The organism is Mycoplasmopsis bovis PG45 (assembly GCF_000183385.1).
Taxonomy (GTDB): Bacteria; Bacillota_I; Bacilli_A; order Mycoplasmatales; family Metamycoplasmataceae; genus Mycoplasmopsis; species Mycoplasmopsis bovis.
This window is the reverse complement of record NC_014760.1, coordinates 396,702-421,716: the sequence shown is the minus strand read 5'-3', so window position 1 is coordinate 421,716 and position 25,015 is coordinate 396,702. Positions and strand designations below refer to the sequence as shown.

The 25,015-nt window shown below is 28.4% G+C and carries 19 protein-coding genes, 2 tRNA genes, 1 other RNA gene and 1 pseudogene; 18 read left to right on the top strand and 5 right to left on the bottom strand.

Annotation, left to right across the window (positions count from 1 at the left end):
* Positions 1–60: 60 nt before the first annotated feature.
* A complete protein-coding gene (ligA, locus tag MBOVPG45_RS01855) occupies positions 61–2,025 on the bottom strand; it encodes an NAD-dependent DNA ligase LigA (protein ID WP_013455970.1) in 1,965 nt (654 codons plus the stop codon).
* 135 nt (positions 2,026–2,160) lie between these two features.
* On the opposite strand from ligA, the gene MBOVPG45_RS01850 reads away from it, so the two are divergent.
* From MBOVPG45_RS01850 to whiA, 3 genes are all read left to right on the top strand, one after another.
* Entirely contained in the window at positions 2,161–3,408 is a 1,248-nt protein-coding gene (locus MBOVPG45_RS01850; RefSeq protein WP_013456498.1) for an MAG2810 family protein, read from the top strand.
* Positions 3,409–3,541: 133 nt separating this feature from the next.
* A complete protein-coding gene (locus tag MBOVPG45_RS01845; RefSeq protein ID WP_013456083.1) occupies positions 3,542–4,729 on the top strand; it encodes a phosphopentomutase in 1,188 nt (395 codons plus the stop codon).
* An 88-nt stretch (positions 4,730–4,817) separates the two neighbouring features.
* Positions 4,818–5,639: a DNA-binding protein WhiA gene (whiA, locus tag MBOVPG45_RS01840; RefSeq protein WP_013456339.1), complete on the top strand. Its 822-nt coding sequence runs from the start codon at positions 4,818–4,820 to the stop codon at positions 5,637–5,639.
* 214 nt (positions 5,640–5,853) lie between these two features.
* Here whiA and MBOVPG45_RS01835 read toward each other — a convergent pair.
* Positions 5,854–7,243, bottom strand: a pseudogene (locus MBOVPG45_RS01835) (BspA family leucine-rich repeat surface protein).
* Between the two features lie 104 nt (positions 7,244–7,347).
* Here MBOVPG45_RS01835 and MBOVPG45_RS01830 point away from each other — a divergent pair.
* A complete protein-coding gene (locus MBOVPG45_RS01830; protein WP_013456160.1) occupies positions 7,348–8,055 on the top strand; it encodes an MjaI family restriction endonuclease in 708 nt (235 codons plus the stop codon).
* 7 nt (positions 8,056–8,062) lie between these two features.
* Here MBOVPG45_RS01830 and MBOVPG45_RS01825 read toward each other — a convergent pair whose 3' ends face one another.
* A complete protein-coding gene (locus tag MBOVPG45_RS01825; RefSeq protein ID WP_013456269.1) occupies positions 8,063–9,121 on the bottom strand; it encodes a DNA-methyltransferase in 1,059 nt (352 codons plus the stop codon).
* Positions 9,122–9,304: 183 nt separating this feature from the next.
* Here MBOVPG45_RS01825 and holA point away from each other — a divergent pair, with 183 nt between their 5' ends.
* Both holA and rnpB read left to right on the top strand, forming a co-directional pair.
* Complete coding sequence (gene holA / locus MBOVPG45_RS01820; RefSeq protein WP_013455983.1) at positions 9,305–10,267, top strand: DNA polymerase III subunit delta; 963 nt, start codon at positions 9,305–9,307, stop codon at positions 10,265–10,267.
* 21 nt (positions 10,268–10,288) lie between these two features.
* Positions 10,289–10,572: RNase P RNA component class B (gene rnpB / locus MBOVPG45_RS04415), an RNA gene on the top strand.
* Between the two features lie 288 nt (positions 10,573–10,860).
* Here the strand turns inward: rnpB and MBOVPG45_RS01815 are convergent.
* Positions 10,861–11,889, bottom strand: coding sequence for an IS30-like element ISMbov1 family transposase (locus tag MBOVPG45_RS01815; protein WP_080551570.1), 1,029 nt, complete (start codon positions 11,887–11,889; stop codon positions 10,861–10,863).
* 432 nt (positions 11,890–12,321) lie between these two features.
* On the opposite strand from MBOVPG45_RS01815, the gene rplM reads away from it, so the two are divergent.
* From rplM to MBOVPG45_RS01755, 12 genes are all read left to right on the top strand, one after another.
* Positions 12,322–12,756: a 50S ribosomal protein L13 gene (gene rplM, locus MBOVPG45_RS01810; protein WP_013456157.1), complete on the top strand. Its 435-nt coding sequence runs from the start codon at positions 12,322–12,324 to the stop codon at positions 12,754–12,756.
* A 1-nt stretch (position 12,757) separates the two neighbouring features.
* Positions 12,758–13,165: a 30S ribosomal protein S9 gene (gene rpsI / locus MBOVPG45_RS01805; RefSeq protein ID WP_013456078.1), complete on the top strand. Its 408-nt coding sequence runs from the start codon at positions 12,758–12,760 to the stop codon at positions 13,163–13,165.
* Positions 13,166–13,228: 63 nt separating this feature from the next.
* A tRNA-Ile gene (locus MBOVPG45_RS01800) sits at positions 13,229–13,305 on the top strand.
* Positions 13,306–13,390: 85 nt separating this feature from the next.
* The gene (locus MBOVPG45_RS01795) at positions 13,391–13,723 is read left to right on the top strand and encodes a cupin domain-containing protein (protein ID WP_013455924.1); all 333 of its coding nucleotides are present in this window, start codon (positions 13,391–13,393) and stop codon (positions 13,721–13,723) included.
* A gap of 1 nt (position 13,724) precedes the next feature.
* On the top strand, positions 13,725–14,612 hold the full coding sequence (locus MBOVPG45_RS01790; RefSeq protein WP_013456635.1) for a UTP--glucose-1-phosphate uridylyltransferase: 888 nt from the start codon (positions 13,725–13,727) through the stop codon (positions 14,610–14,612).
* Between the two features lie 211 nt (positions 14,613–14,823).
* Positions 14,824–14,916, top strand: a tRNA-Ser gene (locus MBOVPG45_RS01785).
* 70 nt (positions 14,917–14,986) lie between these two features.
* The gene (locus tag MBOVPG45_RS01780) at positions 14,987–17,719 is read left to right on the top strand and encodes a cation-translocating P-type ATPase (RefSeq protein ID WP_013455979.1); all 2,733 of its coding nucleotides are present in this window, start codon (positions 14,987–14,989) and stop codon (positions 17,717–17,719) included.
* A 249-nt stretch (positions 17,720–17,968) separates the two neighbouring features.
* Positions 17,969–19,831 carry an ABC transporter permease gene (locus MBOVPG45_RS01775; protein ID WP_013456395.1) on the top strand — a complete coding sequence of 621 codons (1,863 nt, stop codon included), beginning with the start codon at positions 17,969–17,971 and terminating at the stop codon, positions 19,829–19,831.
* Positions 19,832–19,833: 2 nt separating this feature from the next.
* Complete coding sequence (locus MBOVPG45_RS01770) at positions 19,834–20,538, top strand: ABC transporter ATP-binding protein (protein WP_013456515.1); 705 nt, start codon at positions 19,834–19,836, stop codon at positions 20,536–20,538.
* A complete protein-coding gene (locus tag MBOVPG45_RS01765) occupies positions 20,516–21,664 on the top strand; it encodes an aromatic motif membrane protein (protein WP_013456180.1) in 1,149 nt (382 codons plus the stop codon). The genes MBOVPG45_RS01770 and MBOVPG45_RS01765 overlap by 23 nt, the downstream gene beginning before the upstream one ends.
* On the top strand, positions 21,654–22,544 hold the full coding sequence (locus MBOVPG45_RS01760) for an aromatic motif membrane protein (protein ID WP_013456263.1): 891 nt from the start codon (positions 21,654–21,656) through the stop codon (positions 22,542–22,544). The genes MBOVPG45_RS01765 and MBOVPG45_RS01760 overlap by 11 nt, the downstream gene beginning before the upstream one ends.
* The gene (locus MBOVPG45_RS01755) at positions 22,531–23,418 is read left to right on the top strand and encodes an aromatic motif membrane protein (protein ID WP_013456599.1); all 888 of its coding nucleotides are present in this window, start codon (positions 22,531–22,533) and stop codon (positions 23,416–23,418) included. The genes MBOVPG45_RS01760 and MBOVPG45_RS01755 overlap by 14 nt, the downstream gene beginning before the upstream one ends.
* Before the next feature lie 25 nt (positions 23,419–23,443).
* Here the strand turns inward: MBOVPG45_RS01755 and MBOVPG45_RS01750 are convergent, their stop codons facing one another.
* Positions 23,444–25,015, bottom strand: coding sequence for a phospho-sugar mutase (locus tag MBOVPG45_RS01750; protein ID WP_013456100.1), 1,572 nt, complete (start codon positions 25,013–25,015; stop codon positions 23,444–23,446).

The window sequence follows — 25,015 nt, the reverse complement described above, 5'->3', positions numbered from 1 at the left end:
AAGTAATTTTTTTGGAAATTTTTCCACATTTCCATTCCAGTATTTTTAAGCCGTTAAAAATTAATGCTCCAAAAGTTTATAAAACTGTTCTTCATTGATTACTTTTACGCCTAATTTATAAGCTTTTTCTAACTTACTTCCAGCCTCAGAACCAGCAAGAACATAACTAGTTCTGCCAGATACTGAAGCAGAAACACTTCCACTATTTTCCTCAATAATTTTAACAAAATGGCTTCTTGGCTCTGAAAGTGTGCCAGTTATAACAAAAGAATAGCCACTAAAAATGTTACTAATGGCTTTTGTTTTGCCTTCATAATTAAAAATTGAATCTAAATAAATTAGTAAATCTTTGTTTAATGGATTATTTATGTACTCTGTCAAACTCTCAATTATTTTTGGACCTATATTTTTAGTACTCTTAAGTTTTGATAGTTCAGAATCATTTAATATTTCAGCAAAATTAACATAATTATCTGATATTAATTTTGCGGCTCTTTGCCCAATGTGCTTTATACCTAGTGCAAAGAGAACTTTGCTAAATGCTTTATTCTTGACACTTTCAATACTGTTTAAAATATTATCAACTTTTTGCTCGCCATATCTAGGAAGCAAAATTAATTCAGATTTATATTTATATAAACTAAATATATCTTTAATTTTTTTTATAAATTTAGGATAAAAGTCTTTGACAGTACTTAGACCAAGACCCACTATATTCATACAGTTTCTAGAAGCAAAATGGTAAATATTGTTAACATTTTTTTCTGGACATTCATCGTTAGTGCAAAACTGATCAACAATGCCTTCAAACTCAATTAATTCGGAATTACATGAAGGGCAGTTAGTAGCTTTTTTATAGTAGTCTACATAATTTTTAGAATTTTTTAAACTTATTACTTTAGGAATTATTTCACCAGCTTTAATTATATTAACTTCATCATTTATATTAATGTTCATGTCCTTGATGAAATTATGATTATGTAATGTTGCAGCCCTAACAGAGGTTTGGTTAAGTATAACAGGATGGATATTTGCAATATAAGTTATTTTACCGGTTCTACCTACTGAAGTTAATATATCAACAATGGTACTAGAAGCTACTTCAACATCGTATTTAAATGCTATAGAATGTTTAGGGAATTTTGAAGTTTTACCTAATTTTTCTCACATTTGCAAGTCATTTAACTTAATTACCAATCCATCTGAATCATAGTCTAATTTGTTTTTAATTTCCGCAAAATCACTAATAGCTTCTTCTAATTCTTCAATCTCGACAACTTTAGAAAAAGGGTTGGTTGGGATATTTAATTTTTTCATAAACTCTAATGCTTCATTTTGATAATTAATATTATGCATTTCAGGTTCAACTACTTCATATAAAAATGCACTTAGATTTCTTTTTGCAACAATTGTTGAATCTAACTGTCTTAGAGTACCACTTGCTGCATTTCTAGCATTAGCAAAATTATTACTTTCATTAATTTTTTTAAAATTATCTTTTGAAATAAATACTTCTCCACGCACTTCTAGGTCATTTAAATAATTAATAAGCTTTGGGATAGACTTAATTTGATATATATTTTCAGTTACGTCTTCACCTTCGGTGCCATCTCCTCTAGTAACTGCTTTTACTAATTTGCCTTTTTTATAGTGCAAAGCGATACTTAAACCATCAACTTTTGGCTCAATATTGAAATTAATTCTTTCAGCGGGAACAATCTTAGAAATATTATTTATAAAGCTTTTGATATCATCATAACTATAGGCTTTGGCTAAAGAAAGCATTGGCTTTTTGTGAATAAATTTAGTGAATTTTTCAGAAGCAAATGATCCTAATTTAAATGTAGGACTATCATCAAGCACAAATTCAGGATACTCTTTCTCTAATTTTTCCAATTCTCATAGTGCCTTATCATATTCTAGATCAGAAACACTAGGTTTATTTAGTTGGTAGTATTCATAATTTCATTGATTAATTTTATCAACTAATGACTTAATTAATTCTTTTGCATTCTTACTCTCCATATATTCTCCCGCTTTGTGAAATTAATAGTGATTTTATATAACATTTTAATATTGTATTTAATAAATGAAATTAATTTATAAATTATAATTTTTATATCTTATGTATATAAAATAATTTAACAAAAGGGGGAGCTTATGAGTAATTTTAATTTAATACTTTCAAGAGAAAAATTTAACCATCAACAATATGCATCTGTTAAAGGAATTGTTAAATCAAAGTTAAATGAATACTATTCAGACAAGAAAAATAGTAGAAAAATTAACCTTGCAACAGTTGGAATTTACACAAGCATTCCATTATTTATTATTGGCGCAATTTTGCTCCTTTCATCAATTACAATATCTTTTGTTGTTATCTTTAAAACTGGTAAAAATGAATGACTATTAAATCCTGATCATTTTCGTCCTTTATTGGCATCACTTTATAGCTTATCATTTGTATTTTTAATTGCTTGATGCATTCTGTATCCAATAGCATTAAGAGCGCGAATATTTTTAAAAAAGGATATCGTTGCTAGCGTTAACAACAGAGATCTAACCGATCACTTACTTGATTACATTAACTTAAAACCTAGATATGAAAATGACGAAAATGGCAATAAAATAGTCAATTTCGGTCACATAAGTTTCTTTAAAAACACATCTAATTTCAAAAACTTAAGTAAGTTTAATGTTATTAATAACAAATATGAAATGTATGAAGCACTTTCAAATAAACAATTTATTAAAATGCAAAATATTGAATATAGAAATGAAGAGTGACTTGCAATAAATAACTTAAGTAACAAGGAAATTAAAAGATTAAAAAAGGCAAAAGCTAAAGTTTATAAAGGCAAAATTCAAAGAATAGAACATAATCTATATTTTGGCATTGCTACAAAATTGCTAAATTTAAATAAAAGTGTCAGTGTAACTTTATTTGATGAATTTAATAATTACACACCAGAGAGTTTTAAGAAATTAGATGTTAAAGATGAGTTTTCAATTCTTAATATTAGCTCTGAAGATACAGAATTAATGCAAAAATGGGCTAATGATATAAGTAATTTATCTTACCTTAATGATTTAAAAAATGAATTTGACAGCATTGCAATAAATAGCTCTATAAGCCTTAAAAACAGCCGTAGAGATAAATCGTTTGCTAAGGATCTTTCAATTTTTATAAAAAATCAAGAAGCATTTATTTGATTTAAAACACCTACACAATTATTAGACTTATCATTTAAATCACCTACTTTAAATAAAGATGAAATAACTGAACTAATAGTTAACAAAATTCTTGATGAATTCTACTTAGTTTATCTATCATTAATGTTTTTAGCTCCTTTTGGATATGATAACGTTGTGTCTATAGATGAAAACGAAACTATTGTGAATCAATAATTTTAAATAGCCAGTTGGCTATTTTTTATCAAAATATAGTTGATCTCAACTAAAGGTCTATAATTATACTTAACACAATAGTTTATAATTTATTGTACTTTCAATACATAAAAATAGGTTAGTTAGGAGTAAAATGGCTAAATTTAAAAGAATTTTTATGATAGTCACTGATGGTTTAGGCATTGGCCCAGATAAAGATCAAAAAAAATTTGGTGATGCAGGCGCTAATACATTATATTCTGCATCACTAAGCTCAATGTTTTTCATTGACACATGAAAAAAATTAGGTATTGGTAATGTCGCACAATTAGAAGGCAATTATCATGTAAAAAGCCCGCTTGCTTATGTTTCTAGAATTCAAGAAGTTTCAAATGCAAAAGATACACTAGCAGGCCACTGAGAAATGATGGGAATTAAGACCGAAGTTCCGTTCCCTACATTTACCGAAACAGGCTTTCCAGAAGACTTAATCACAGAATTAGAAAAAGCTTTTGACAATAGAAAAATCATTTGTAATAAAGCTGGCTCTGGAACCGAAATTATTGATCAATATGCTGAAGAACAAAAGCAAAATGGAAGCATAATTGTTTATACTTCGAATGATTCAGTGCTTCAAATAGCAGCTCATGAAGAGTGAATAGGCTTAGAAAACTTATATAGATATGGTAAGGCAGCAAGAGAAATTTGTTCATCAAAACCTGAGTGAAATGTTGGAAGAATTATTGTTCGTCCTTTTGTTGGTGAAGATGGCAAATACACTAGAACATTTAACAGACATGACTATGCAAATGCACCTGAACCAATGATTTTAAATAAATTACAAGAAGCTGGAATTGAAGTTATTGCTATTGGAAAAATAAATGATATCTTTGTAGGTCAAGGAATTTCTAGAGCAATCCACTCTAGCGGTGATGCTGATGGAATGGACAAGGCCATTGAATTAGCTCAATTGGATGAAGAAAATAAATTCATTTTTGTAAACTTGGTGCAATTTGACTCACATTATGGCCACCGTAGGGATGTTGATGGCTTCGCTTCAAATGTGGCTACTTTAGACTCAAAACTTGGCAAGCTAATTCAAGTAATGAAAAAAGATGACTTATTAATTATGACTAGCGACCACGGTAACGATCCTGCATATCCAGGCTTTAACCACACACGTGAAATGTTGCCTCTAACTATTTATTCAAAACTATTTAAAGAACCAAGAGTTTTAAATGATGTTACCGGATTGGGAACCACAGGAAACATAGTAGCACGTAACTTTGGTGTTGAAACTGTTTCATTAACTGGTGAAGACATTTTTGACAAATTAGTTTAATAAAAAACAAAAGTAAAAGTATTTTAAAGCAAAAGTCTTTTGCTTTTTTTATAATTATAAAAATTAACCTTTTAAAGTAGGTGTGCTAATGAACTTTACAAAAGAGATTAAACTAGAAATTTTGAGCAAGAAAAGAAATATTGACGATGCAAGCGAATTTTTAAGAGGGTATATATATTCTAAATGCATTATTGATAATGATATTATTAAGCTTAGAATCTATGATAAATCTACCAAAAGCACTGTTTTAAAGAGTTTAAATAAAATCGGTATTAAGTATGAAAACAAAAATACAGTAATTTTAATTAACAAAGATAACTTTTCGCTAATTGAAGACTTTAGCTATCCATCATCATTTTTTCAAGGTGTTTTTGCTGGAAATGGTTCAATTAGCAACCTAAATAATTCTTCATACCATTTACAACTAGCTTCTAATTATGAAGAATTTATTGACATAATTATTAATAAATTAAATGAATATGACTTTAACTTCGTTAAGATCAAACACAATAATAAATTCATAGCCTACATTAAAAAACATGAAAAAATAAGTGACTTTTTAAAAGCTATCTCTGTAACTTCATCTTTCTTTAATTTTATGGACAACACTATTAGCAGAGACTTTTTAAACAATACTAATAGACTAAGAAATATTGATGCCTCGAACATTAATAAGATAGTAACCGCTAGCAATAAATATATTAAAAACATAGATTTAATGTACGAGTTAGAATTAGAGAATAAGTTTAATGACGATCAATTAAAGCTGTTCCAAATAATGAAAGAAAATCCTAATGAAAGTTTGTCGTCTATTGCTGATTTATACGCATATAAGGAAAATAAATCTATATCTAAAAGTGGAATATACCATTGATTAAAAAAATTAGAAAAAACTGTTATGAAAAAATAGGGAATTTTAGTATGTTTTTCCCTATTTTTTTGACATCAGTGTTAAATTAAGTAAAAAATTTTAAACTTTACAATGTGTACTATATTTTTGTATAAAAAAAGTAAATATCTTTAAAAAGAGTTTATTTTTTGATGAAAATTTTGGAAAATTATTTAAAAAAAAGACGAGGTAATTGTTTAATCCTGTCTTCTATAGTACATATTTCTGGAACTCTTTATTTATTATTTTCCATTCAGGCTTTTAATACTTTACTTTTGTATTCATATGTATGATTGAATATAAAATCTCAACGTTTACTTTTTACCTTTTTAGTTTTTCATTCTGACAAGTCTTGTTGAAATTTAGTCGCATAAAGAAACATATCATCTAATGTCTCAACATTCTCAACGTTTCAGTCACCTATTTTTCCATTAAAAGATTCTGCACTTCGAAACATTTCTTCCATATTTATTACCTTAGAAACATCTCAATCATTTAAATCTTGGTTAAATTTACTTGCTCCATCAAACATATTTGTCATTGTAGTTACTTTAGATACATTTCACAAATTAAGTGGTTTGTTAAAATTGTGGGCACCAGAAAATAAACCTGTCATATTTGTTACATTTTTAGTTTTTCATTTTGAAATATCTTGATTGAATTTTTTTGCATCAAAAAACATTGTTTCCATTGATTCTACATTAGAAACATCTCATTTATCTAAGTTTAAAACTTCTTCCGAGTTAAGTTCATTAAAAGCAAGTTTTAGACTTTTAATTTTCAAAGGAAGATGTTCTGGAACTTCCTTTGTATTTTTTGGCATTTTATGTATTTCTATTACTTTTTCACGTTTACTACTTTTGTCTTTTAATGAATAACCTATTTGAGTAATAACTACATTTTGATTCTTATCTTTTAGACTTGAAAACTTGCCATCAGGATCTGTAATGATTTTTTCTTTATTATTTTCAATATAATATTTTGTTCGAACAGCGTCTTCCAACACAATGCCTAACTGAGCCACAAATTTTTGCGATCCTAACTGTAACTTTATTTTGTTATTTTTGCCGCCATCAGTATCCACATTTAATGGCTTATTTTCATCTTCTTCATTTTGAAGTGTTAAGCCATTTATATTCTTATCTTTTGCATAAACATTTATTTGGTCAACAAATTCTTTTTGTGTGTGAAATGAACCAAAAGCATCCTTTTGTTTCTCTATGATTTTTCTAACTTTCTCAACATTATTTTTATCTTCTTGCTCTTGTTTCTCTTTTAATTTCTTTTCTTCCTCTATTTTCTTCTTTTCTTCTTCATCACCTGTTTCGTTTGGATTTACTGGAGATTCTGAATTTTGATTATTGTCTGTTTTCTCATTTTTATCTTGTTGATTTAGGTTGCCTTGATCTTTGTGGGGCATTGATTCATTTTTTTGATTTTCCTCATTATTTTTATCTTGTTGATTTAGGTTACCTTGATCTTGGGGGGGGGGTCATTAATTCATTTTTTTGATTTTTTTCATTATTTTTATCTTGTTCTTTTTTAGAATTACAAGCCGCAGCAATAACAGGTGTTGCTAAAATTGGAGTTAATAAAGAAGCTAAAATTCTAAATTTCTTATCCATATAAAATCTCCTTCAAATTTAAAGATATCCTTAGAATAATACTTTAACATATAATTATTAAAAAATAAAAATAAACTTAATGGAATGGAATAAGTGCAAAAGATATGAAAACAAAACAAAATGATGATTTTAGATATGAAGCAATAATTCAAAATAGTGAATGTCTTGAAAAGATTAATTTCCCTAAGTATTTTAGTCCAATTGTGAATCTTGCAAATCAATTTACTAAAGCCACTAGTCCCAAAAATGTTGGGCAATTGTCCGAATTATTCAAACAATATGAAAGTTACATAAAAAGTCAAAGTTCTAATCTTATTCCTTCCGTTAGAAATTGAGAAGAGTATTATGAAACTGCTGTTATTGAGTATGGTTTTAGTAAAGATGAGGCAGTAGACAATGCCATAAACAAAATTTTTAGTATGTTAAAGAATTTTCAAAATATGCTAAATTCATATGATGAACAGAGTCTTAAAAATGATGTTGGAGTTTGAGTCAAAAAGTTAATGTTTGAAAAGACTTTTACTGGACTTAGCGTTCAAAAATTAATTGTTGAGCATATAATAAAACTTACTGGTTGCAACTATATTTGAAGATTATCAACAGCATCGGAAGAATCATTAAATATTGATGCTTTTATTAATGGTAAACCAATACAAATTAAGCCTATATCATATGAGCATAAGAAAATTACAAAGGCAATTGAAAATATTCAAATACCAATTATTGAATACAATCTGAACAAGAATGATGGAAACATAAAAATCATCGTTTCAAACATAAAAGAATTAAAGGACTATTTAAAAAGCAAGTAATGCACAATTACTCGCTTTGCAATGTTTTGTATATAACTTCAAATGTTTTATCATCAATTTTATTAATAGAACTAACTTTATTAAAACTTATAAATTTCTCCTGGCTAGTCATAACTTCAGTACCTAAAATGCTATTATAGTGTTTTAAAAGTTTTCCTTCATTTACTCTTTTTTTAACAAACTCAGTATGAGATGAAATTCTTTTACTTATTTTGTCATTAAAATTATCAACTAATTTAACATCATTTTTTACTAAATATTCTTTAAAGTGGTTGCATAATGATTTGTCGATCTCAACCCCAATTGAATTACGTTGTAATAACATAGAAGCCAATGTTGTTGTTCCAGTACCTAAAAATGGGTCAAAAACTATATCATTTTTTACACTGAACATACTAATAAGCCTATAGGGAAGCTCTATTGGGTAAGCTGCAGTTCTATCTCTAGAATTTTTTATATCATTTTTTTGTTTTATTCCTTTAAAGTCTCATAAGTCACTAAATCAAACATTTCTTTCTTCTCAGAAAAAAGCGCTTTCGTTTCTTAAGGACTTATCTTTAGCATTTTTAAACTCTCTTTTTGTTATGCCTTTACGGAAAATTAAGATTCATTCGTGCTCTAAAGTTGCATATGCGCCAGCAGGAAGCATACCCGAACCCATAAATTTATTAGGTGCATTTGTTTGTTTGCGTCAAATTATGCTAGGTAGCTGTAAATATCCCTTCTTTATAAAAAAATTAATAACTTGTCCAGAATTACTAAATAATCTAAAATTTCCACCTAAATTTCTAGTTGCATCACCAATATTAATGCAAACAATCCCGCCAGGCTTTATACTTTTATCAACTTTTTCTCAAATATTATTCAAAAATTGGGTTGCTTTTAAAAATGCACTATTTACATCTGCTTCAGTTTTTATTTCATTTTCATTAATTTCAAAAATTTCATCCCACATTTTGATCATAGGATAAGGTGGCGATGTGATAACTAAGTCAACACTTTCATCATCAATGTGACTATTCATTTTTAGTGCATCAATATTCAATATTGTATGTTTAGTGTGCATTTTCCCTCCGTTTTTTTGGATAACTAATATGTTTTTCAATGCTGAAAAGTGACCTTTGCCTAAAGCGCATTAAAGTTATACTAATTATATTTGATAATGTATAACCGCTAGTTTATTTTAGAAAATGAACAGAATGTAATGCCATTTGAAAACCGTTGCTAATTTTAAAATATAATAATAACTATGATATTTATTTATGGGCCTGAAAAATTTTTGATTGAGCAAGAAGTACAAAGAATTAGAAAAGAACATAATGACAAAGTTTTGGAAATATTCCGTTTTGATGATCAAGCTTCAATAAATGATTTAATATCTTCTGCTAGTTCAAACAACTTATTTACAGGTTCAAAACTATTTCTAATTTATGCTTTGCCATTTTTTGACAAAAGTATTCTAAAAGATGATTTAAAAAATGCTGATGACTTAATTAATGCAATAAACGTGAATAATCAGGACATTTTTGTGTTCATAAATGAGAACATCATTTCAAAAGATAAGATTTCGGTTAATTCATGAACTAAATTTATTTTTGAAAATAATAATCATGAAGTAACTATGATTGAAGCCAAAGAAATTAGTGAAAGTAAATTATTTTCTCTTGCAAAATCATTGGCTAATAAGCATAAACTACATATTGATGATGAAGCCATTAAATTATTAATAAATAAAGTCAATAATGATACCTTAATGCTTAGTGCTGAAATTATAAAGCTTTCGAATTTAGAAAAACACATTAGTGCTGAAGTTATTGAAAATAGCACAGACACAATGCTGGGTGATGACGTCTTTGCTTTTAGTAATGCCTTAGAGACTAATGATTTAGGCATTATTTGGTCAAAATATAAAGAAAAAATGCTTGAAGGCACTGAAATAAGTGCACTAATAGGTCAAATTAGCCAGATTTTTATAATTGCTCATCAAATATATGCTTACAAAGTGTGTCATTTAAGTATTGACCAATTAAGTAGAGACTTAAAATTAAATAGTTATAGAATCAAAAAAATTAGTTATTTTTTAAGCAAAATTGGCATAAATAAAATTAAAAAAATGATTTTGTCGCTTTCAAAATTAGATAAAGATATAAAAAATGGCTTAATTAGTGAAAAAATTGGCTTTGAAAGATTTTTGATAACTTTTTTTAATTAAGTATCTAGAGTATAATTAAATGACATCGGCTAACAGCTGCTAATTATTTTAGTAGAGGAAAGTCCACGCTAGCACAATCTGCGATGATTGTAGTGTTCATGCTGATTCTAATAAAATCAGGCTTAGACGACTAGTGCCACAGAGACGAGAATAGTGAAACGGGTAAACTCCATGAGCTAGAAACCCAAATTTTGGTAGGGGAACTTTCTGATGATAAATGAATCTAGGAAAGAATCAAGTTAACCTTGATTAGATAAATTGTTAGCGCCTTACATATAGTATGGAACAGAACGTGGCTTATAGATGTAGAACTCTTACAAATGTAAGAGTTTTTTTTATATTTATTTACTAACTTTTTGTATAATTCCTTGACTCATAAATTGGGTTATTTTTTATTTAAACAATGCATATTATTCATTAACAAAAATTAGAATATAAATTCTTAAATTAAAAAGCACCTAATTTGAGTATTGAAAAAATAATACCAATTTTTGGTTGTTCTGACAAGAAAATGGCCTAAAGCATAAAAAAAGAATAAAGAAAAGATACTTTTGAGTACTCAAAAGTGCAAAATTTTGTGTTGATGTTAATTTTTATTGCATTTGCTTAGCACATTTAAAGCCTGAGACACCTTTATAAATTCTTGGATGTGAATTTATAAAATCGGCTATTGGTTTTAGATCTTGACCAACATATTTATCTATAGATTTTCCCTTTGGAATGTATCTTCTTAAAAGCCTGTGAGCATTTTCAATGCTACCTTTTTCTGATGATGAATAAGGATGACAATGGAAAATTTCTTTGATTGATTCTATCTCTGGAAGTTTGTAATTTTCACTTCCATTATCAATAGTTAATGTGTCAATAACAAGATTATTGTCCTTAATCAATTTCTCCAAATTTTCTTTTATTGCTTTTGCATTTCTTCTAGAGAGCGTGCAATAAAACATTCTAGATTTTCTGTTGATTAATGTAAGAATGCAATAATTGTCAGATCTTAAACCAATTACAGTGTCCATTTCATAATCATTGTCATTTAGCCTTAAATTAACTGATTCTGGACGTTCAGTAATAAGTTTGCCTATTGTTTTCTTCTTTGTCTCATGCTTTACTGTTGTTCTACTTCCATATTTACCGTTTGATTTATATGGAAGAATATCTAATTTTAGACCAAAAGCACTATGTTTAGCCAATATACGGTAAAAGTTTTGAACTGATGGAATATATGAATTTTGAAGCTTTCCCTGTGCTTCTAGTTCTCTTATGTATTTAAAAATAATGCTTGCCACAGACTGTTTAACAGCTTTACTATCTAAGTTAAAACTATTTCTATTCTTCAAATAAAAGTACAGTAACTGTTTGTAAAACTTAAAAATCTCAATGTATTTCATAAGCAATTTAGAATTGTTTTCTAATCTTTTTGAATCATGTCTTGTTTCAATTAAATTCAAAAATTTGAGAGCACTAATTACATATATTGTTTTGCCTTTTAAGTCCATACCACACAATTTACATTTCTTTTGATATTTAGCATAGCCACGCTTTGTTTCAATTGTAATTCTGTCAAATAAGTTATAAATTGATCTTGATTTAAACCCCACAATATTAGAAACAGTTTTCATATCATAGCCTGCAATTAGCCTTTCAAGAATTTCTTTAAGTCTCAACGGGCTAATGTTATTTTTATTGGTTTTGTGATTTGACTTGGTCAATATTTCATCTCAATTCGTTTCATCAATTACATAATGTACATAATTAAACTTGTACTTGCCGTGCACATTTAATTTCTTTTTAAGCAAGCATAGGTCAGTTGAATAACTAGTATTTTTGTCATTGCTAATCATATATAATGTAAAAGCCTTTCTTTTTTAATTTAGATACTCAAATTTTAACAAAAGGCAACAAAAAGCGCCGCAAGTTAACTTGTGGTGCTTTTTGCTTTGTTAATGAATAAACAAAAATTAGAAAATTATCTTTTTAAATATATTATTTACTATATAATAAAAAGGCTATTTACTAATTGCAATAGTTAACATAGAGAAAAGGAGATGCACATGAGACAAACTACAATTGTTAATCGTGAAAAAGCTAATAAGAAGTGATTTGTTGTTGATGCTGAAAACCAAGTAGTTGGTCGTTTAGCTGCTTTTGTGGCTTCTGTTCTTAGAGGCAAAACAAAACCTACATTCACTCCTAATGCTGATATGGGCGATTATGTAATTATTATTAATGCTGAAAAAGCTATTTTTACAGCCAAAAAAGAAGAAGACAAGGTTTACTACCATCACTCAGGATACCCTGGCGGACTAAAAAGTATTACAGCTGCAAAATTAAGAGCTAAGAAACCTACTGCTATTGTTGAAAAAGCAATACACGGAATGCTTCCACACACTAAATTAGGAAACAAACAAAGAAGAAATCTATTTGTTGTTGCTGGTCCAGAACACAAATATGCTGCACAAAAGCCAGAAAGATTAGAGGTGAGATAATATGGCAAAATCTAATTCATCAATGATTGAATATAGAGGCTTAGGTCGTCGTAAGTCATCTACTGCTAGAGTTATTCTTAGACCTGGCTCAGGTAAATTCACAATTAACAACCGTGAAGCTAAAAACTACTTACTTTCTGACTTACATATTCAAGATGCTGAACAACCTTTAGTATTAACAGAAACCAAAGGTCAATTTGATATCTTAGTTAATGTTCGTGGTGGTGGACTTAAAGGTCAAGCTGGTGCTATAAGATTAGGTATTGCTAGAGCTTTATTATTAGCAAGTGACACATACAGAGCTAAACTTAAACCAGCAGGAATGCTAACTCGTGATGCTCGTAGTGTTGAACGTAAAAAACCAGGTCTTAACAAAGCACGTCGTGCTCGTCAATTCTCAAAACGTTAACTTTTTGCAATAAAATCATTAACTTTATTCAATTCGCCTTTATAATATTATGGCGAATATAATGCGAGCGTAGCTCAGCTGGTTAGAGCACACGACTGATAATCGTGAGGTCGATGGTTCAAGTCCATTCGTTCGCACCATTTCACTTTTGTGTCCAAAATGGCTATGGCCATTTTTTATTTTCCTTACTTATTTATTTAATTGAAAATGATAATATTTATACATATGGACAATAATGTAAAATTAATCAATAACATATACTCTAACAATTTAATTAAACCAATTTTAGGCTGCGAAAAATTTTATAATATAGCTCAATTAGGCAACAGCAACATTGAGCTAATATATTCTAATTCTGCTTCTACAGACTGGCTAATTAATAATGATCATGATGAAGTCGCAATTTTAGTTCAAGGCTCTGCATCACTTTTAGACGATAGTCATAAGAAAATTAATATGCAAGCTGGCGACTGTCTTTTTGTAAAAAAGAACAGCAGGCATAAAATTCTTTCAACTTCTGCTGATGCAATATGAATATCAATACATAATAAGGAATAATATGAATAAAAAAGTTAGAAAATTAATTATTCCAGCTGCTGGGTGAGGCACTAGATTTTTGCCTATGACAAAAGTTGTGCACAAAGAACTTTTGCCTATTTTGGATACACCATTAATTAGTTTGCTTGTTGACGAAGCTATAGAAGCAGGCATCGAAGAAATAATTCTTATTATTAGCGAAAGAAAAAAAGATATTGCAAACTATTTTGCTGTTAATAAAGAATTAGAAACTGAATTAGAATCAAAAAATAAGTTATCACTATTAAAAAAGGTGAAATCAACAAATAAGGAAGGTCTGATTAAAATTGTTATCCAGCATAGTCAAAATGGTTTAGGACATGCCTTAGCATGTGCAAAAAACGTTATTAAAGATGAGCCATTTGCAATTATTTTAGGAGATGATTTAATAAAATCTAAAGTTCCTGCAATTAAACAATTGATTGAATTTTACTATAAAACAGGTTCAAACATCTTGGGAGTTCAATCAGTAAGCGATAGCGATATACCCAAATATGGAATTGTTGCGCCTATAGATGAAAATGAAAAGAGTACAAACTTTTTCAAAATTAAAGGTGCTGTAGAAAAACCAAAATTAAGTGAAGCACCAAGCAATAAAGCAATCTTAGGAAGATATGTATTCAATAGTGAAATATTAGACATACTTAGCAAAATTGAATATGATGGATCTAATGAAATTCAAGTTGTTGATGCATTTGAAAAATTGCAAAATGAATATAAACAAGATATCTATGCATTTGTATTTGAAGGAACAAGATATGACTTAGGCTCAGTCAAAGGATTTGTTCAAGCTAATATTGACTATGCATTGGATAATATAGAGCTTAAGGATGAATTAACAGAATTTATAAACGAAAAGCTAAGTGAATAACATAAATTCCTATAAAACAGCCTAATTGGTTACATCTATATTTACCAAATTTTAGTTTTTATCATCTAAAAAGCACAAAATGTGGCTATTATTTATATAACTTTTATAATAAAATCTACACGTAAATTTGAACAAAAACTCTGTTATAAAGCAAAATAAATATATTTATGATAAAAATTATTTTTGCTATAATAAAAAGGCTAAATGCGCTGGGGAAGTACTCAAGCTGGTGAAGAGGACGCATTGCTAACGCGTTAGGGGTGATAAAACACCCGCGGAGGTTCGAACCCTCTCTTCCCCGCCATTTTTTTTATACCTTTTTTACTATTTAGATTTTAATGTATTATATTAACATTAAATAAGAGGTACTTATTATGAAATGGGATGAAGCACAGAAATTTAATGGGCTTAGTGACGAACAAGTTGCTATAAATTTACAAAAATATGGCGAAAATACATTAACAAAAAGCAAAAAAATAAACCCAATAGTTGCTTATTTTAAGCAATTTATTGACCCTATGGTAATTTTGCTTATAATTGCGGCTATTATAAGTGTCAGTCTGGCTATTTTTGAACATATAAAAGGTTCTAGAAACAGCACACAAATAATCATTGGCTATGTTGAGCCTGCAATCATTATGCTTGTGATACTATTAAACAGTGCTATTGGTGCATATCAAGAAGTTAAAAGCGACCAGGCTGTCAGGGCTTTAGAGAACAAAACTATATCCAATTCAACTGTTATACGAAATAATGAAGTACAAAATATACCTGCTAATATGTTGGTTGTTGGTGACTTAGTTCTTTTATCGGCTGGTGATACTATAAATGCTGATGGAAGAATAGTTAATGCATCAAATTTTTATGTTGTTGAAAGTAGCTTAACTGGCGAAAGTGAAGCAGTTTTAAAAACTACTAATTGAAATGCAACTGATGATAAAACTTTAGCTGAAAATAAACATTTAGTTTATTCAGGAACTTTTGTATCTAATGGTAAAGCTTCTTATATTGTTGAAAGTGTTGGAAAAGAAACTCAAATAGGTAAAATTAACTCAAGTTTGCAAAATCAAAAGAAAAATTTATCCCCTTTACAAACTAAGTTAAATAAATTAAGCAAATGATTTGGCTACTCAGGAATTATTTTGCTTTTCATTAGTATGCTTCTTCAAATAGTTTTCAATAATGTATCTAGTGGAAGCTGAACTAATCCTGATGTTTACACTAACTCATTAATTACTGGTATATCTTTAGCAGTTGCTGCTATTCCCGAAGGATTAATTGCTTTTACTACTGTTATTTTGTCCATTGGAGTATCAAAAATTAGCAAAGAAAAAGGATTGGTTAAAAACCTTTTAGCAGTCGAAACTCTAGGCTCAGCTAATATCATTTGCACTGATAAAACAGGTACACTAACAGAAAACAAGATGACGGTTGTTGACTTATACCTCAATAAAAAAGGATTTTTAGACAAAATTGATGTAAACAGAAATGAATTTAATGAATTATTAAACTCACTTTGCTTTTGCAATGACGCATACCTAACTATTGACAATGAAGAGATAAAAGAAATTGGCGATCCTACTGAGACTGGACTTTTACTTTTTGCGCTTAAGCATAGTGTTACAAAGCAAGAATTACTTAAGACAAATAATATTATTCATACTTTGCCTTTTGACAGTGATAGAAAAATGATGTCGGTCTTAGTTAAAGATAACAAGAGCGATAAAATTATGATAACCAAGGGAGCGCCAGATGTTGTTATTACTAAGTGCAATAACATAGACAAAGATGAAGTTATGCAAATAAACAATGACTGAGCAGCCAAATCATATAGGGTCTTAGCATTTGCTAAAAAGACTGTTAATCATAACTCTATTGACTTCAAAGATGAAGAAGACTTAGAATTTATTGGACTAGTTGCAATGATAGACCCACCACGAGCAAATGTTGCTAAAAGCGTTTTAGAAGCTCAAAATGCAGGCATAAAAGTAGTTATGATAACTGGAGATAATTTAATAACAGCTAAGTCAATAGCTACAAATTTAGGTATTTATGATCCTAATGGCGATGATATTTGCCTTGATGGTTCTGAGTTAAAAGACTGAGATGATGATAAATTAAGAAATAACGTTCAAAAAATTGCAGTCTATTCTAGAGTAAACCCTAGTGATAAACTTAGAATAGTTAAAGCATGACAATCATATGATAAAGTTGTTGCTATGACTGGAGATGGCGTCAATGATGCACCAGCTCTTAAAGCTAGTGATATAGGTTGTGCAATGGGCATAACTGGTACTGATGTGGCTAAACAGTCAGCTGACTTTATACTAACTGATGATAATTTCAACACAATAGTAAGATCTGTTAAAAACGGCAGACAAATATATGACAAAGTAAAAACAGTGATTATGAACTTACTAATTTCATCAGTTACTGAAGTTATTGTAATGCTCATCGGTCTAATTGCTTTTTATTATGCATTCAAAAATTATTTTTCTGATAGCGAATTTTATGTTTTTAGTGCTTCACAACTTTTATGAATTAATCTATTGACCCATGGCTTGCCAGCTATAGCACTAGGTATAATTGATTCAGAAGTTGATGTTATGCATAGACCACCTTATAGTAAGAGTGAAAGCATATTCGCCCGTGGTATGGGAATAAATTTACTATGACAAGCTTTGGTTATAAGCTTAGTATCTCTATTATCATATACTGCCGGCGCACTATATACAATTAGATTTTACAGTGGTTTAAATTTACTAACTATTGCTTCAACTTGTGCCTTTGTAACAATGGGAATTGCTACGTCGATAAATGCTATTAATTTAATTAATAACAACAGTATATTCAAAGCCAATATTAAAAAATACTGACCTGTTTTTGCTGCTATCTCATTTAGCTCACTATTCGTTATTCTGGTAGCATTTGTTCCTAACTTAGCTAAAGTTTTTAGAATGTATGAACACTTATTGACCTTTCATAATGGAATACTGCTTTCATGGTCACTTCCTTTAGCATTCGTTAATACAATTTGTTTTGAAATTAAAAAATTAATTGTAAACACTAAAACTAATAGAACTTCTGTTTTATCTGTGAGTTATTAACTATTAAGAATTAATGAAATAATTGCTTATTTCATTTTTTTATAGTCTTATTGGCCAATTTATGGCAACAAAAACAAATTATTTTTCACTGCTATTTTTTGTAATAAAATATTTATAGAAATTATTAAGATTGTATTAACAACTAATAATTTTTATTCATATAGGCAATTCAAACAATAATTAAACTTAAGTAAAAATCAGTTATGGCTATACATAACTGCATTTAAAATATTAAACAAAGGAGAATAAATGAGCACGTCTGCTTTTAAGTACTCCAAGTTTGCTTTTAACATTACTTTCAAAAAAATAAGTACATTTATATTGCCTATTCTAGTCTTAGCGTTTTCACTTATAATTGGGCTAGTCTATAAATTCGTTGTAGGTCAAAGATATTATGATCTTGCAGCATATATATTTATTTTTACAAATGCTACTGCAACAGTTATTTTTTCATCAATTAAAGCTTTAAATATATTCAAAGACTTTGATAGTGAAGGCTTAGAAATAATAACCTTATCAAAGCCTATTTCTAGAAACAACTTAATTCTTGGAAAACTTTTAACACTAATATACTTTGGACTTATATGATCTTTAGTTATGCTAATTGCTTCATTATTTGGTTTGTATGCAATTTTTGGTGTAACAAAAATATTTTTAGTCGCAATATTATTTTTATTTGTTGGATTAATGACATATTTACTTTTTGGTCTATTTACAGCCCTAATTTGTTATAAATTAAGCCAAAAAATTGCAATCACTATTCCTATTGCGCTATTTATTCCATTAGCATTAGGTGGATCATTAATTTCAGCTAACTCGACTTCAAATATTAATAATGCTGCTCACTTTATTAACAGACCATATCAATATCACGCTTCAGGCAATGAAGCTAATATAGAGCCATATTATTTAAACAATAATAAAGATGAATTATTGCTTGTACCTAATGGTGCTGATAATAAGGGCTTTTCAGATGAGCAAATAAAATACTTGCAAAAAGTTATGAATCTTTCAAATAATTCTAGCACTGAATGACAAGCATATTCATGGCTTTCAGTTCCATATCAATTAATAGACATCTTCAACTTTAAAAACAAAAATGTTTTTGAGACTGCATCAGTAAAAAAATTCTCTAACTTAGATAATTATGTATATCATTCAGGATTGGATGATGTCACATATAACTATAAATTAGACACAAATGTCAACTTAAAGAAATATATAACTACTGACGGAAGCAACAGCCCTAAATACATTGTGCCTGGTGCATTAAAGTCAAATTCTATATTTAGCGACAAAACTGGTGACAATGGATTATTTAATTACGACATAATATATGCTCGTGCTGGTGCTGAAGATCCAAACATTGAATTTTTAGAAGATGATGCTAATTTTAGTAATGAAGGCGCAAATTTAGTTGGAAGAATTAAATGAAGATATATTTATGAAGCACTTAAAGATGAAAAATTTAACTCTATAGCAAAAAACTTTGTTGAAAAATTTAATTCAAAAATTGTTTCACAAAATAATTTAGTTGAAATAAATAAATTGTTAATGTCTGAAATAAGTAGTTTTATAAACAATGATGACATTGACAATGCCAGTGAAATTAACAAGTATGAAAATGCCAATGTAACTATCTTTGACCCTAATGCATTGAAGCAAAAGAAATTAAAGTCAATTTTTGAAAAAAGAATTTACTTTACAGTTGCTCTTTTAAACTACATATATTTCAATTATTCTGAAACAAAAATATATGAAGCAATGCTTAAAAATCCTAATACAAAAGAGTCATTTGGAAACTATCAATACACAGTTAATATTCTCGGACATGACTATAAAATAGGGGGATACAGCTCATTTGTTGAAAACGTTACCCCTGTTGGAAATAGAGACTCTGAAGGCAAGATAAGAAATCCTAAGATTAAAATTAGATATGACTTAAATAAAAGCGATACTAACTATCTTTTCCAATCTGCTGACCAAGTTTATGCAATAAATAGAAGTAGTCAAATTGTTAATAAGAATGCATACTACCCAATTTGAATTATTTTAAATACTATTTTATTTGTCTCAGTTTTTGCCTTATACAGAAAGAAGGAATATAAATAATTATGGATAAAGTTTTAGAAGTAATTAATTTGACCAAAATCTTTAGCAAAACCAACAGAGGCATTCAAGACATAAACATTTCAGTAAATTCTGGTGACTTTCATGCCTTTATTGGCGAAAATGGTGCTGGTAAGACTACTACAATCAAATCAATTATCGGTGCGTATCCAAACTATTCTGGTCAAATTTTAATTTATGGTAAAGACATTAAAGATGCTAGTGCTAAATCAATTATTGGTTATGTGCCTGAAAATGCTATTTTTCCAAAAGAACTAAGTGTTTATCAATATTTGTACAACTTTTCTATTTTATCTAATATACCTAAAAAACAGGCTGATACGAAAATTAAACAATTTTTAAAACTGTTCAATATTGAAGACTTAATTAATGATAAGCCTTATAATTTTTCATCTGGACAAAAGAAAAAAGTGCTACTTATTCAAGCATTATTACATGATCCAAAATTGCTTATTTTAGATGAACCAGCAGCTAATTTAGACCCAACAGCTAGATATGAATTATTTTCGTTACTAAAAAATTTGAATGAAAATGAAGGAATAACTATTTTAATTAGTTCTCATGTTCTATCTGAGATAGATAAATATGTTAACTCAGTGACTCTCATACATAATGGCCATATAGTTTACTCTGGTTCTAAAAAGGGTCATTTGGAGACTTTATTCTATGAAAAAGTTATTAACAGCTAGTACAGTTGTCATCCCTGTGGCACTTACTTCAATATCATTAGCTTCTTGCGAAATAACAACTAGCAAGATAAATAACAAAAATGAAAATGATATTTCAATACCTAAAAAAGAACCACTATACAAAAATCATTACATTAATGAAATGTTAAACTTTTACACAAATAACAATAATAACCACAAAAAAAATTACATTTCACTCCAAGAAAATAAATCAAATACTCTTTTTGATGAATTGAAATTTTCATTAACGTACTATCCTATTTTTATTTCTAATAGAGCATTAAATAACAGACATCAATATCAAACAATAATTAATAAGGCAAAAGATGCTATACAAAAGCACTTATCAGCCGATTGATATTGAACAATTAATAATCTTAGCCACTTCTGATTTATTTTTTCACCATATGGTGATTTGTACAAAAAAATTGATAAGGAAAAAGAATTATATGAGCAAGTTCATAATGAATTAGGTTCATGAATTGCTCGAATACAAAACAATAATCCCGAAAAGTTATTAAAATTTAAATTTCCAGAAGCTAAAGAAATTATTAGCAAGTGAGTCGATAAAAATAAGAACGATTTTAAAAGTTATGATCCAGAAATTTTAAGCAAAAAGTCTATTAGCAATATAGAGTCGTGATATTTAATTTTTGATTCAAATAAAGCCATAAAAATCTTGAAATATATTGAAAATGACAAGCCCAAATTGCAAATATTAACTGACTTACTAATTTTCAAAAATTCTGAAAATATTGAGGAACAAATTACAAAGATTGAAAATGAAATAAGTAGTAAGCGCGAATCTGATTTGACAAAAGCTATTGAAAAAAAAAATGAAGAAGAAATTGATGACAAAAAAGAAGAAAATGATTCAGGGAAAAATTTGACATCAAGAAATGTGAATAGTAATGCTGACACAGAAACAATTGCAAAATTAAAAAAGGAAATTGATCTTTCTAAGATTTTGGAAAGCGTGATTAAGCTAAAAGGCGATAAAGAATTCTTTGAATTTCATGCAACACATCAGTATAATCAACATTTTGTTGATGCAATTGATACTATAAACAAGAATGAACTGTCAGTATATAGATTTACTATAAGGAACATTGACAATGAAAATTAGAAAATTAATTTTTGTAGCACCTGTTTCTACTATACCTATAGCAATTTCGTCTGTTTCATGCATAAAAACTTCTGATTTGAATGTTTCTTCTGCTCTTTCATTGCATATCCCAAAACAATTTGACATTATTCCTCAAGTAACTAGTAAAAAAGATAAAGTTACTGAGAATATAATAAAAAGTCTTTTAACTCTTACTTTTGAAGATGATATAGTCAGAAAAAATGAGTATATTAAGTCTCAGGAAAATGAAGAAAAATTATTTAATGAAGTCAAAGAACTAAGCAAAAAAATTCCTCTTTTTGTTAAAAAGAAAAATGACGATAAGCCCGGAAAAAATCATTTTGATATAGTCGAAAAACATTATGAGGAATTAAATAATTTTTACTCTAAAAACTGATTATTTATGCTTAAAAATATTGATAAATTTGTTATTAGACCATTCAAAGTTTGAACATTAGAAAAATCAGACAATGCAAAACATACTAATGATTTTTTAGACAAAAGTAAAGAACAAAACCCTGGATTAGATGGCTTTTCATTTTTTAACAAAAATCTTGACTCGTTAGTTCAAGGTGGTGAATCAGCACATACCCCTGGACGTAAAGTAATGTATATTAAAAAAGACAAGCTTATTATAAGAGTAATAATTTCAAAAGATGACAAAGACCCCTTTAAAATAGATAAATTTATTCACTTTAGTTTGCATTCAAAAGATACAAAAATCTCAATTAAATTAATCTCAGACATTATTCACTCAGGAACATATCACAAAGATCAAAATGGTTTTATTAGCTTTGAAAAAGATTTAGTTGAAAGTAACTATAGCTACCCATTTATTTCAACTCTTACTTTAGGGGGAAATACTAATGATAAAAAATAAAAAATATTTTGCTTTCATAATTCCTTCCATCTTGCCATTAGTTACTCTATCATCTGTATCATGCAACAACAAGCAAGAAAAAGCCAAAGCTAGTTTAACTAAAAATGATAACCAAAGTAAAAGTTGAGATGTGTTTTTGAAATATGACTATGTTCAGAGCATTTTAAACAAAGCATATGGAAATAACACAGAACTAAGAGAAAAATATATTAATGAACAAAGAAACATATCCCCAAAATATTTAGAGGACGTAAAATCTTACTTAGCATACAAAAACAATATCGTAAGTAGTTTTACATCTGATGATGGCTATGGCAACGGTAAAGCATATCCTATTGATGAATTAGACTCAAAATTGGATGAAGCATACAAAAAAAACTGATTATGATTCTTATTTAACATAGATAGATTTGTGTTTGTTTTGTATGATGTGTCTGATCAATTTAGGGCAGTGCATGATAAAGCAAATATTGATGCTCAAAAAAGCAGTGTTGACCTTGGTGCCTTTCATAAACCAAAAACAAATGATGTTGCAAAATTTGTTTTTGCCAAAAAAGACGCTGAAAGCAATGAAGAGAATGTCTATCTACTTTTAAAAGATGGAAACATTCTACAAGTCGATTTAACAAAAGATGAAAAAGACCCATCAAAACCTGCGAATGTTTCTGTGTTTACATATACATTTTTCTATCCAAGTGTTTTAAATAATGACACAGAAATTAAGAATTTTGATCTTTACAAATATGCTAAAGCAGAATTAGTTCATCATAATGATAATCACTCAACATTTAAAACCTTATTCAACGAAGAATTTGGTGGTGACCCGTTAAGAGCAACACTTATTGATGTAGACTTAAGCAATAATAAAAATTAAGGAACCCCTTAATTTTTTTATATGCCTATAAAATAGACTTTATTGTCGCTTTAAATCTATTTAATTTTTCTGTTGCTAATTCAATTGTTTTATCAAAAGCAAAAATATAAAACTTTATTTTAGGTTCAGTTCCTGATGGTCTTAGTGCTAATCAGGAATTGTCTTTTTTGAACTTAATTTGAATCATATTGGATTTCATAAAGTCTGTTTTTAAATTAAAGTCTTCAACTATTTTGTCTTCAAAATTTAGTTCTTTAAATCTGTTTTGTAATAACTGCAAATCAACATTTTCATCTACTTCGATTTCAACATTTTCACTTGCTACATATCCAACAGATTCATACACTTCATTTAATAAGTCTATTAATGTTTTGTTTTGTTTTTTGTAATATGAAGCCATCTTTGTAAGAATTGCAATTGATTGTAATGCATCTTTGTCTTTTGAAAGATTTTCATTAATTAGCGAACCATAACTTTCCTCGAAAGCAAACATAAATTTTTTATTTTGCTTTGACAACTTATTAATTACTTTGCCAATTCACTTAAATCCTGTTGGAACTACTACTGAATTAATTCCTTCCCTTAAAGCAAGTATTTCAGGAATATTTGATGATACGAAAGAGTAAACAATGTAATACTCATTAGGCTGTTTTATAGAGCATTTAGCTAAATCTAACAAAAATTTATAAATGATAATAGCTGTCTCATTACCATTTAAAATTCTATAATCATTATTATGTCATACAGCAAGGCCAACCCTATCACTATCAGGATCGCTCATTAATAGAATGTCTGCCTTTTTTACTTTACCTAATTTAATTAATAATTCATAAGCTGAATGTTTTTCAGGATTTGGGTATTGAACATATTTAAAATTAGCATCGATTTTCATATGTTCTTTAACGTAGAAAATGCTGTTGTTTGTACTTTCGTTAGATTTTGCAAATAATTTATTGAACAATTTAGGAACAAACTTTGCTCCTGTTCCATGTAATGGAGAGTAAACTATTTTAATATTTTTAGGAACTAAATTAATTGAGTCATTTAAATTATCTGCTATTTGTGCAACAGAGCTAAGATACTCATTTTTAACCCTATTTGATATAAATTCTAGATTATTAAAATCAGTTTTTTTAACGTTATTGGCTGTTTTATAGGTTTCATCATACCTTTCATACTCTTCACAATAACTAGTAATTTCATTAATTTCTTCAGGAAGCATTTGAAAGCCAAGTTCATTGTAAAGCTTAATTCCATTATATTCTTTAGGGTTATGGCTAGCGGTTATATTTATCCCTCCGTGGGCTTTAAAATGCATAATTGAAAAACTCACAAAAGGAGTTGGACATATCTCTTTTGAAAAGTAAACCTTAATTCCATAAGAGTCTAAAATTTGTGCGCTGCAAAGTGCAAAACTATAGGATTTACGTCTGTTGTCTCTACCTATAACGATTTTTATTTCTTGATTATGATATTTGTTTACTAAATACTTAGCATATCCATTAATAATTCTTCTTACATGAGCAATATTTAAGTGCTCTATTCCAGAGCCAATTTTTCCACGGATTCCTGCTGTTCCAAATTCCAATTTATTCAT